Below are 9,839 nucleotides of genomic sequence, written 5' to 3'. Positions count from 1 at the left end.
GTGCGCTGGGGCGGCACCTCGCCGGGCAGGCGGGCGGCGACGTGCTGCTGGCCCACGTCGCCGCCGTGGCCTGCGCCACGATCCTGGCCGTGGTCGCGGGCCTGATGATGGCCGCCTCGACCGCGCTGGCGCGCGACCTGTTCGGGCACGTGCTGATGCTCGGCCGGCCACGGGAGCGCCAGGAGATCGCCGTCGCGCGGGTCGCGGCCGTGCTCGTCGCCGCGATCGCCATCTCGCTGGCGATCTTCGCACGCAACCTCAACGTGGCGTTCCTGGTCGGCCTCGCGTTCGCCGTGGCCGCCTCGGCCAACCTGCCCGCCATCACGTTGGGCCTGTTCTGGCGGCGTTTCAACGGCACCGGCGCGGTGGCCGGGATCTACGGCGGGCTGTCGACGGCCGTGCTGCTGGTGATCTTCTCGCCCGTCGTCTCCGGCGGGATCGACCCGATCACCGGCAAGAACCGGTCCCTGCTGCCGCCCGGCGTCGACTTCTCGTGGTTCCCGCTGGAGAACCCGGCGCTGGTCTCGATCCCGGCCGGCTTCCTGTGCGCGGTCGCCGGCACGTACCTGAGCCGGGACGAGCCCGATCCGGCCCGCTTCGCAGCGCTCTCCGCCCGCGCCGTCACGGGAGTCGGCGCCGCATAGACAACCTTTCGGTTGTGCAAACAGCTGGTTGTGGGTACGGTCGGCGCATGGCAGTCGTGGAAGACGATCTGAGCCTGGTGTTCTCGGCCCTGGCCGATCCCACCCGGCGCGCGATCCTGGAGCGCCTCGCGCACGGCGACGCGACGGTGAACCAGCTCGCCGAACCATTCGCGATGACGCAGCAGGCGGTCTCCAAGCACCTGAAGGTGCTCCAACGCGCCCGGCTCATCTCGCGGACCCGCACCGGGCAGTCCCGGCCCTGCGTCCTGGATCCGGTGCGTCTCGACGCGGCCGTCGGCTGGATCGAGCGCCATCGGCAGATCTGGGCCGACCGCCACGACCGCCTCGACGCGCACCTGGCGGCGCTGCGCGCCGCACGGGACCAGGACGAGGGCGAGGAGACGACACGATGACCGAGACGGGCGAACTCACCTACCGGCGCGTGCACCGGGCGCCCCCGGAGCTGTTGTTCGACTGCATGACCACGCCGGAGCACCTGGCCCGCTTCTGGGGCCCGGCCGGCACGACCACCCCGGCCGAGAACATCGTCATCGACCTGCGGCCGGGCGGCGTCTTCGAGACCACCATGGTGAGCGACGCCGACGGCGGAACGTACACCATGCGGGCCGTGTACACGGAGGTCGACCGGCCGCACCGGCTCGGGTGGATCGAGCCGGGCGTCGAGGGCGGCATGCGCACCACGATCACCTTCACCGACCTCGGCGACGGGCGCACCGAGGTCGTCACCCACCAGACGAACGTCCCGGAGGCGTACCGCAGCGCCGAGGCACGGGCCGGCTTCGCCACCAGCCTCGACCGCTTCGACGCCTACCTCGCCGGTCTCGACATCTGAGGAGCAGACCATGCCGAAAGTGACGTCCGCCGACGGCACCGCCATCGCGTACGAGCGTGACGGCGACGGACCGCCGCTCATCCTCGTGGACGGGGCCATGTGCCACCGGGGCGGGGGACCGATGCGGCCGCTCGCCGCCCGGCTGCGGCACGCCTTCACCGTCCACCTGTACGACCGTCGCGGTCGCGGCGAGAGCACGGACACTCCGCCGTACGCGGTGGCGCGGGAGGTCGAGGACCTGCGCGCGCTGATCGCGGAGGCCGGCGGTGCGGCCCATGTCCACGCGATCTCCTCCGGCGCGGCCCTCGCGCTCGCGACGGCGGCGTCCGGACCGGGTGTCGTCCGGCTGGCGCTGTACGAGCCGCCGTTCACCGGCGAGGACGGCGACGGCAGGCGGTCCCGCGAGTACACCGAGCGGCTCACCGAGCTGCTCGCCGCGGGCCGGAGGGGTGACGCGGTGGCCCTGTTCATGACGCACGTGGGCATCCCGCCGCAGGCGGTGGCGGGCATGCGCGGCGGGCCGGGCTGGCCCGCGATGGAGTCGATCGCCCCGACGCTCGCCTACGACGACGCGCTGCTCGGCGACGGCCGGGTGCCCCGCGACCTGGCCTCGAAGGTCACCGCGCCGACCCTGGTCCTGTCCGGCGGCGCGAGCCCGGACGGCATGCGAAAGGCGGCACGGGACACCGCGGACGCGCTTCCGCACGCCGAGCACCGGACACTGGACGGCCAGACCCACGATGTGTCCCCGGACGCCCTCGCCCCGGTGCTGACCGCCTTCTTCGGCGCCTGAATCCCGCCACCCGGCCGCGAACACCGTCGGCGCCGGGAAGCCGCGTTCGCCGACGTGCCTCATGACCGCGGCCTCGTCATGTTCGCCGCGGCGTCCGGTCTGAGCCGGGGCACGCGAACTCGCCTCGCGGCCGGGCCGTTCGGGCTCCTAAGCTGTAACCCTGAACGCCCGCCCGGAGGTACCCATGATCGAGCGCCTGTACGGCCCCGCCAGGGGATGGGTCATGGCGAGCTGGGCCTGTAGCGCCGTCTTCTTCGTCCTCCTGGCGTACGACGTGTTCGCCGGGCGGTTGCTGGCCCCGCCCCGGTGGCTCGTCGCCGCCATGGCGGCGACCCTGATCGTCGGTGCCGTCACGCAGTACCTGGCCCTCCGCCGCGAGCGCCGGGGCCGTTCGCGTACGTCGTTGCGGTGACCTCTCAGGAGAGCAGGCCCCGTTTGTACGCCTCGCCGACGGCGGAGGCGCGGTCGCGGACGCCGAGCTTGTCGTAGATGTGCAGCAGGTGCGTCTTGATGGTCGCCTCGCTGACGAACAGGCGCTTGGCGGCCTCGCGGTTCGTGGTGCCGTCGGCGATGAGGGCGAGCACCTCGCGCTCGCGCTTGCTCAGCGTGCCGTCGGACGGCCGCCGGACCCGGCCCATGAGGCGGCCGGCGACCGCCGGAGACAGCACCGACTCGCCGCGGGCAGCCGAGCGCACCGCGCGCAGAAGCTCCTCGCGCGGCGCGTCCTTGAGCAGGTAGCCCGTTGCCCCGGCCTCGATGGCGGGCAGGACGTCGCTGTCGGTGTCGAACGTGGTCAGCACGAGCACGCGTACGTCGGGGAACGCCTCACGCAGCCGGTCGATCGCCTCCACGCCGCCCATGCCGGGCATGCGCAGGTCCATCAGCACGACGTCGGCATCGCCGGCCTTGCGCACCGCCTCGGCGCCGTCGGCGGCCTCGGCCACCACCTCCAGGTCGGGCTCGGCGGCGAAGACGCCGCGCAGGCCATCGCGGACGATCGGGTGGTCGTCGACGATGAGTAGACGGATCATGCTCCTCCTCCGGCGGGCAGGGCGGGGACGGTCGCGTTCACGGCGGTCCCCTCCCCGGGGCTGCTCTCGACGGCCAGGTTCCCCGCGACGCGCAGCAGCCGCTGCCGCATCGACGACAGGCCGAACCCGTCGCCCGCGCCGCCGGGCTCGAAGCCGACGCCGTCGTCGCGTACGTCGAGCAGCACCACGTCGTCCATGTACGACAGCGTGAGCCCGACCCGGGTGGCCTTGGCGTGCTTGGCGACGTTGGTCAGGGCCTCCTGCGCGACGCGGAACAGCGCGACCTCCACGTCCGCGAGCATCGCCCGCGGCTCGCCGGTGGTCTCGACGCCCACCGCGATGCCGGTGGTCTGCGACCAGCGTTCGCTCATGCCGGTGATCGCCTCGGGCAGATGCGCCTGTTCGAGGCGTTCGGGGCGCAGTGCGCGTACGGACCGGCGGGCCTCGGAGAGGTTCTCCCGCGCCAGGGCCTGGGCCTGGTCGGTGAAACGCCGCCACTGGCCCGGGTTCTGCCGCGCGGCCTCGAGCTGGGCGATGATCCCGGTGAATCCCTGCGCGAGCGTGTCGTGGATCTCGCGCGCCATCCGGGCGCGCTCGTCCAGGACGCCGGCCTCCCGCGCCTGGGTCAGCAGCTGGGCGTGCAGCCCGGCGTTCTCGGCGAGGGCGGCCTCGAGCTGGGCGTTGGCCTCGGCAAGGTCGCCGAGCATCTCGCGCTGCCGGTCGTGCTGCCGGCCGAGCATCGTGTTGAAGAACAGGAGCCCGCCGCCGAGACCGACGCCCGCCGCCGTGAAGATGAGGAAGAGGGCGACCGTGGACCCGCCGATGTTCTGGAACCCGCCGACGTAGGTGCTGGAGACGATCGCCGCCGTGGCGACCACACCGGCCCACCGCCAGCGGGGCGGCAGGGCCGGCACCTGGAGATAGCCGCTCCAGGCGAAGAATCCGTAGAGCGGGCTCAGGTAGACGAGCGAGACGGACAGGAGCGTGAACACCGCGAAGTGCACGACCCGCGCCGGCGGCCGCTGGGACCACGCGGGACCGGGGCCGTTCATCAGGAGCAGCCAGAGCTCGGCGACCAGCGTGACGCCGAGCGTGGTGAGCAGGCGCGGGAACGGGTCGGACCGGGACAGGAGCAGCAGCATGACCGAGACCGCGAGCGCGCCGTGCGGAACGACGCGAAGCATCAGCGCCTCGCGTCGTTCCCATCCGCCGAGCGGCAGCGGCACGGTCACTCCCACCGGAAGAGCTTGGTCGCGGCCGCCCCGGCGACGACGGCGTACGCGGCCATTATGGCCAACTGCGCGATATGCGGCTCCGTCCCCATCCAGGCGTCCCGCATCGTCTTGAGGGTCGCGCCGAGCGGTGAGTAGTCGCCGATGTCGCGCAGAACCGCCGGCATCGTCTCGCGGGGGATGTAGACGCCGCCGAGGAACAGGTTCGGGAAGAAGAGGATCATGCCGATGCCCTGGCCGGCCTTGCCGCTGGGCGCCACGGCCGCGACCAGCAGCCCGATCGCGAACAGCGCGGCGATCCCGAGCAGCAGCGCGCCGAGGAAGGCGGGGAGGTCCTTGGGCACCGGCGTGCCGAACAGCACGTCGCCGAGGACGATCAGGACCGCCACGGTGAACAGCGCCGCCGCGGCGTACAGGACGATCTGGGCGGCGAGCAGGTACACGGGCCGTACGGGCGTGGTGGCCAGGCGGCGCAGCACGCCCTTCTCGCGGTAGCCGGCCAGGGCGGCGGGCAGCACGGTCAGTCCGAGAATGGCGAGGCAGACGCCCGTGCCGATCGCGGCGATGTACGCGGCGCCGGTCTGGCCGCCGAGGTCGGCGTCCGGGTGCCCGCTGCCGGGCTGGAAGCCGAAGCCGAGCAGCAGCCCGATCGGCAGCACCAGCACGAACAGCGGCACGACGAGCTCGCGCAGGGTGAGCTTGAGCTCCATGAGGGTGATCCGGGCGAACACGTCAGGCCTCCTGGGTGATGCCGCGGCCGGTGAGGGCGACGAAGGCGTCGTCGAGGCTGGTCTGCTCGACGCGGAGATCGGCGGCGATGATGTCGTTGCGGGCGAGCATGGAGGTGACCGCCTGGAGAAGGGCGCCCGTACCGGTCACCGTGAGCTGGTCGCCGGACCGGACCACGGTGTGCACCTCGGGCAGGTCCCTGAGCAGCCGGTCGTCCAGCGCCGGCGAGGGCCGGAACCGGATGCGCTGCTCGGGGTCGACGCGGGACACGAGCCCGGCGGGCGTGTCGATCGCCACGACCCGGCCCGAGTCGATCACCGCGATGCGGTCGCAGAGCCGCTCGGCCTCTTCCATGAAGTGCGTGACCAGCAGGATCGTGACGCCCCGGTCCCGTACCTGCTCGATGAGCTGCCAGGTGTCGCGGCGCGCCTGGGGGTCGAGCCCGGTGGTCAGCTCGTCCAGCACCGCGATCTCGGGGCTGCCCGCCAGCGCGAGCGCGATCGACACGCGCTGCTTCTGGCCGCCCGACAGCCTGCCGAACCGGGTGCCGCGCTTGCCGGCGAGGCCGAGCTCCTCGATGAGGCGGTCCCCGTCGGCGGGCCTGCGGTAGAAGGAGCCGTACAGCGCGACGGCCTCGGCGACCTTCATCTTCTCCGGCAGCTCGCTCCGCTGTAGCTGCACGCCGACCCGCTGGGTGAGCTCGGCGCGGTCCCGCCGCGGGTCCAGCCCGAGCACCGAGACGCGGCCCCGGTCGGGGGCGCGCAGCCCCTCCACGCACTCGACGGTGGTGGTCTTGCCGGCACCGTTGGGGCCGAGGATCCCGAAGATCTCGCCCTTCTCGACGCTGAACGAGACGTCGTCCACGGCGACGGTGTCGCCGTAGCGTTTGTGCAGGTTGGTAACTTCGATGACCGGCATGACCGTGCTCCTCGGCTCTTCTGGATACGGTCATGAGCATCGCCCGCGGGACCACGACGGCGGATCGACCGCCCGGGTACGCCGCGGGTGGATCGGCGGATCAACCGATCGGTGGGCCCGGCCGCCGCGCGGCCGGCCCCGGTTCAGCCGGCCGGGTGGCGTGCCCTGGTCAGGCCCACGAGCAGGAGGATGCCGACGGCCGCCGAGGCGGCGATGACGATCGCCATCGGGGTGGCCGAGTGGGAGCCGGCCAGCCCGACCAGCGGTGCGGCGACGGCGCCGACGACGTACTGCAGCAGGCCGAACAGGGCCGAGGCGCTGCCCGCGATGTTCGCCGGGCGGCCCGTCAGGGCGAGTGCGGTGGAGTTGGGCAGGGTGAGCCCGATCGCGGAGACCACGAGGAACAGTGCCGGTAGCACCCCAGGCAGGCCCAGCCCGCCCAGCACGGCGAGGAGCAGCAGGGCGCCCCCGGCCAGCGAGATCAGCAGCCCCGCGCGCAGCAGTGTGATCGGCCGCACCCGGCCGACCAGCAGGCCGCTGGCCTGCCCGAACGCCACGATGCCCAGGGAGTTCACGGCGAAGATCAGGCTGTAGTTCTGGGGCGACAGGCCATAGATGTTCTGCACGACGTACGGTGATCCGGAGATGTAGGCGAACATCGCCGCGAAGGCGAAACCGCCCGCCAGGGCGTATCCCATGAAGATCCGGTCGACGGACAGTTCCCGGAAGGTCCGTACGGCCGCCCGCAGCCCGCCCGTGTGCCGCTCCGCGGGCGGCAGCGTCTCGCGCAGCCCGAGCATCGAGACCGTCATCAGTGCGCCGAGGAGGGCCAGCACCCCGAACACGCCCCGCCAGGAGGTGAAGCGCAGCACCTGCGCGCCGATCACCGGCGCGGCCACCGGAGCGATGCCGTTGACCAGCATCAGCAGCGAGAAGAACCGGGCCGCGGCCGGTCCGTCGTGCAGGTCGCGGACCACCGCCCGGGAGATCACGATGCAGGCCGCGCCGGCCACGCCCTGGATCAGCCGCAGCGCGACCAGCAGTTCCACGTTGGGCGCGACGACGCACGCGAGAGAGGCGACGGTGTAGATCGCGATGCCGGCGAACATCGGCCGACGGCGGCCCCACATGTCGCTGATCGGGCCGGCGATCACCTGCCCCGCGGCCAGCCCGATCATGCACGCGGTGAGCGTGAGCTGGACGAGGGAGGGGCCGGCCGCCAGGTCACGGGTGAGCTTCGGCAGGGCCGGCAGGTACATGTCGATCGACAGCGGGCCGATGGCGCTCAGCGCACCCAGAATGAGGAATACCCGGATCCGCTCCGCCCTGCCCGCCGCGCGCCCGGTGCGCTCGGCGATGGCCGTCACCCGATCTCCTTCCGGTCGGAGGACCTCAGGGCCTAAACGAACCCGGCTGACCTGGGCATTCCCGGAAAAAGCGGCGATCAGTGCGGCGGCCGGAGGCCGTCCAGAAGGTAGGAGATCAGCCTGTCGGCGGTCTCGGGGGCGGACTGGGTCGCCACGGAGAGCCCATGGGTGAGACGGAGCAGGTCCTCGACGGTCACCTCGGGGCGTACGGTGCCGGCCCGCTGGGCCTCGGCGAGCACCGTGCCGGCCGCGCCCCGGATCTCGTCGTGGCAGCGGACGAACAGGTCCGAGCGTACGTCGATGACCTCTTTCAGCGTCTGCATCAGGCCGCGCCTGCTCGTGGCGTACTCGGCGAACGCGCGCATCCAGGCGGCCAGCGCGTTCCCGCTCCGCTCGGTCTCGAGCAGCTCGTACGCCGTGGCGCACAGGTCGTCGACCTGGTCCTGGTACACGGCGGCCTGGAGTGCCAGCCGGGTCGGAAAGTGACGGTAGAGCGTGCCGATGCCCACTTCCGCGCGCCGGGCGATGTCCTCCAGCGGGGCGTCCGCGCCGTGTTCGAGGAAGGCGACCTTGGCCTCGTCGAGCAGCCGCTTGTAGTTGCGGCGCGCGTCGGCGCGCATCGGGCGCTGATCGGCGGTCGTCATCGCTCCTCCGGACACGGTTGCATACCGGAGGATACCTCCGTATCGTAGCGGAGGCACCCTCCGGTTAGGCCCGGGCGGCCCCGACAGCCACTTCGGGGGACGCCCGGTGCACTTCCTGCAGAAGGAGTCTATGACTCATGTCCCAGCAGACCGTCTCTTCGCGGGGGACGCCGCTCACCGGCGGACCCCCGCGGCATGCGCGTCACCCCGGGATCTCGCTGGCCGTGATCGTCGCGTGCCAGCTCATGGTCGTACTCGACGCGACCGTCGTCTTCGTCGCCCTCCCCAAGATCCAAAGCAGCCTGCACTTCTCCGCGACCGGCCTGTCGTGGGTCAGCAACGCCTACTCGCTCACGTTCGGCGGCCTGCTGCTGCTCGGCGGGCGCGCCGGTGACATCCTCGGCCGCCGCCGGGTCTTCGTCACCGGCATCGCGGTGTTCACCCTGGCCTCACTGGCCGGCGGGTTCGCCACCTCGTCCGCGTGGCTGCTCGCCGCCCGCGCCGTGCAGGGCGGGGGCGCGGCGCTCGCGGCTCCCGGCGCGCTCGCCCTCATCACCACCAACTTCGCCGAGGGTCCCGAACGCAACCGTGCCCTCAGCGTCTTCTCCGCCACCAGTTCGGCGGGCGCGTCCGTCGGCCTGATCCTCGGCGGCGTGCTGACCGAGTACGCGTCCTGGCGGTGGGTGCTGTTCGTCAACGTTCCGGTGGGAGCGGTGGTGCTGCTGCTCGCCCCGATGTTCCTGGAGGAGACCGAGCGGCACCGCGGCCGCCTCGACGTCGCCGGCGCGGTCACGTCCGTCACGGGCATGGTCGCCCTGGTCTACGCGTTCATCCGCGCCGCCGACGCCGGCTGGGGCGACACGACGACGCTCCTGGCGATCGCCGCCGGGGTGGTGCTGCTCGCGGCGTTCGTGGTGGTGGAGGCGCGGGCGGGGCAGCCGGTGGTGCCGCTCCGCCTCTTCGCCGACCGGGCCCGCGCGGGCGCCTACCTCGACATGCTGCTGCTCGCGGCGGGCATGTTCGGGATGTTCTTCTTCCTCGTCCAGTTCCTGCAGAACTCCCTCGGCTTCAGCCCGCTGAAGGCGGGGCTGGCGTTCCTGCCGATGACCGGGCTGCTGTTCGGCGTCGCACGGCTGGCGCCGCGGCTGGTGCCGAGGTTCGGCGCGCGGCGGCTGATGCTGACCGGCCTGCCGGTCATGCTGGCCGGGATGTTCTGGCTCACGCGGCTGACGGCCTCGAGCGGCTACGCGGAGGCCGTGCTCGGGCCGCTGATCCTGTTCGGCCTGGGGGCCGGCGTCGTGTTCCTGCCGCTCACCCTGACGATCCTGTCCGGCGTGCGCCGGGAGGACTCCGGGGCGGCGTCCGGGCTGCTGCAGACCATGCAGCAGGTCGGCGGGGCCCTGGGGATGGCCGTGCTGGTCTCGGTCTTCGGCACGGCCGGCCGGCACGGCGGCGTGGTCCACGGCACGGCGGTCGCGTTCGTGGTGGCGACGGTGTTCGTCGCGGTGGCCCTGGCCACGACGGTCGTGTTCGTACGGCCCTCCGCCGCTCGCTGACGGAGGGACGGGGCCGGCCGTCAGCGCGGCGGCGCGACGGCCGGCACGCCGTACGGCGGCCTGCGCCGGCCG

General features: G+C 72.7%; 12 protein-coding genes. 6 read left to right on the top strand and 6 right to left on the bottom strand.

Going from position 1 to position 9,839, the window contains the following annotated elements:
* The 5 genes from ACFFNX_RS31800 to ACFFNX_RS31780 all read left to right on the top strand — a co-directional run.
* On the top strand, nt 1–644 hold a 644-nt coding region (locus tag ACFFNX_RS31800), incomplete at its 5' end, for a solute symporter family protein (protein ID WP_378209565.1).
* A 47-nt stretch (nt 645–691) separates the two neighbouring features.
* Nucleotides 692–1,057: an ArsR/SmtB family transcription factor gene (locus ACFFNX_RS31795; protein ID WP_378209564.1), complete on the top strand. Its 366-nt coding sequence runs from the start codon at nt 692–694 to the stop codon at nt 1,055–1,057.
* Nucleotides 1,054–1,497: an SRPBCC family protein gene (locus ACFFNX_RS31790; protein ID WP_378209563.1), complete on the top strand. Its 444-nt coding sequence runs from the start codon at nt 1,054–1,056 to the stop codon at nt 1,495–1,497. Before ACFFNX_RS31795 ends, ACFFNX_RS31790 begins: the two co-directional genes overlap by 4 nt.
* A 10-nt stretch (nt 1,498–1,507) precedes the next feature.
* Complete coding sequence (locus ACFFNX_RS31785) at nt 1,508–2,290, top strand: alpha/beta fold hydrolase (RefSeq protein WP_378209562.1); 783 nt, start codon at nt 1,508–1,510, stop codon at nt 2,288–2,290.
* Nucleotides 2,291–2,474: 184 nt separating this feature from the next.
* The gene (locus tag ACFFNX_RS31780) at nt 2,475–2,702 is read left to right on the top strand and encodes a hypothetical protein (RefSeq protein WP_378209561.1); all 228 of its coding nucleotides are present in this window, start codon (nt 2,475–2,477) and stop codon (nt 2,700–2,702) included.
* 4 nt (nt 2,703–2,706) lie between these two features.
* On the opposite strand, the gene ACFFNX_RS31775 is transcribed toward ACFFNX_RS31780, so the two are convergent.
* The 6 genes from ACFFNX_RS31775 to ACFFNX_RS31750 form a co-directional block, all read right to left on the bottom strand.
* Nucleotides 2,707–3,321 (bottom strand): response regulator, encoded by a 615-nt coding sequence (locus tag ACFFNX_RS31775; protein ID WP_378209560.1) that lies wholly within the window; start codon nt 3,319–3,321, stop codon nt 2,707–2,709.
* Nucleotides 3,318–4,559 (bottom strand): sensor histidine kinase, encoded by a 1,242-nt coding sequence (locus tag ACFFNX_RS31770; RefSeq protein ID WP_378209559.1) that lies wholly within the window; start codon nt 4,557–4,559, stop codon nt 3,318–3,320. The genes ACFFNX_RS31775 and ACFFNX_RS31770 overlap by 4 nt, the downstream gene beginning before the upstream one ends.
* Nucleotides 4,550–5,284, bottom strand: a complete 735-nt coding sequence (locus ACFFNX_RS31765) for an ABC transporter permease (RefSeq protein WP_378209558.1) — start codon at nt 5,282–5,284, stop codon at nt 4,550–4,552. Before ACFFNX_RS31765 ends, ACFFNX_RS31770 begins: the two co-directional genes overlap by 10 nt.
* 1 nt (nt 5,285) lies before the next feature.
* Nucleotides 5,286–6,200, bottom strand: coding sequence for an ABC transporter ATP-binding protein (locus tag ACFFNX_RS31760; protein ID WP_378209557.1), 915 nt, complete (start codon nt 6,198–6,200; stop codon nt 5,286–5,288).
* 143 nt (nt 6,201–6,343) lie between these two features.
* Complete coding sequence (locus tag ACFFNX_RS31755) at nt 6,344–7,567, bottom strand: multidrug effflux MFS transporter (protein WP_378209556.1); 1,224 nt, start codon at nt 7,565–7,567, stop codon at nt 6,344–6,346.
* A gap of 77 nt (nt 7,568–7,644) precedes the next feature.
* A complete protein-coding gene (locus ACFFNX_RS31750) occupies nt 7,645–8,211 on the bottom strand; it encodes a TetR/AcrR family transcriptional regulator (protein ID WP_378209555.1) in 567 nt (188 codons plus the stop codon).
* A gap of 137 nt (nt 8,212–8,348) precedes the next feature.
* On the opposite strand from ACFFNX_RS31750, the gene ACFFNX_RS31745 reads away from it, so the two are divergent.
* Nucleotides 8,349–9,767 (top strand): MFS transporter, encoded by a 1,419-nt coding sequence (locus ACFFNX_RS31745; protein WP_378209554.1) that lies wholly within the window; start codon nt 8,349–8,351, stop codon nt 9,765–9,767.
* Nucleotides 9,768–9,839 lie beyond the last annotated feature (72 nt).

Source organism: Actinoallomurus acaciae (genome assembly GCF_042429965.1).
Taxonomy (GTDB): Bacteria; Actinomycetota; Actinomycetes; order Streptosporangiales; family Streptosporangiaceae; genus Actinoallomurus; species Actinoallomurus acaciae.
The sequence above is the reverse complement of the archived record's forward strand: the minus strand, read 5'-3'. Positions and strand labels throughout refer to the sequence as shown.

What these genes read in the sequence shown, in the direction of transcription:
- ACFFNX_RS31795 (WP_378209564.1), top strand. Translation starts at nt 692, where the DNA reads ATGGCAGTCGTGGAAGACGATCTGAGCCTGGTGTTCTCGGCCCTGGCC.
- ACFFNX_RS31790 (WP_378209563.1), top strand. Translation starts at nt 1,054, where the DNA reads ATGACCGAGACGGGCGAACTCACCTACCGGCGCGTGCACCGGGCGCCC.
- ACFFNX_RS31785 (WP_378209562.1), top strand. Translation starts at nt 1,508, where the DNA reads ATGCCGAAAGTGACGTCCGCCGACGGCACCGCCATCGCGTACGAGCGT.
- ACFFNX_RS31780 (WP_378209561.1), top strand. Translation starts at nt 2,475, where the DNA reads ATGATCGAGCGCCTGTACGGCCCCGCCAGGGGATGGGTCATGGCGAGC.
- ACFFNX_RS31775 (WP_378209560.1), bottom strand. Translation starts at nt 3,321, where the DNA reads ATGATCCGTCTACTCATCGTCGACGACCACCCGATCGTCCGCGATGGC.
- ACFFNX_RS31760 (WP_378209557.1), bottom strand. Translation starts at nt 6,200, where the DNA reads ATGCCGGTCATCGAAGTTACCAACCTGCACAAACGCTACGGCGACACC.
- ACFFNX_RS31750 (WP_378209555.1), bottom strand. Translation starts at nt 8,211, where the DNA reads ATGACGACCGCCGATCAGCGCCCGATGCGCGCCGACGCGCGCCGCAAC.
- ACFFNX_RS31745 (WP_378209554.1), top strand. Translation starts at nt 8,349, where the DNA reads ATGTCCCAGCAGACCGTCTCTTCGCGGGGGACGCCGCTCACCGGCGGA.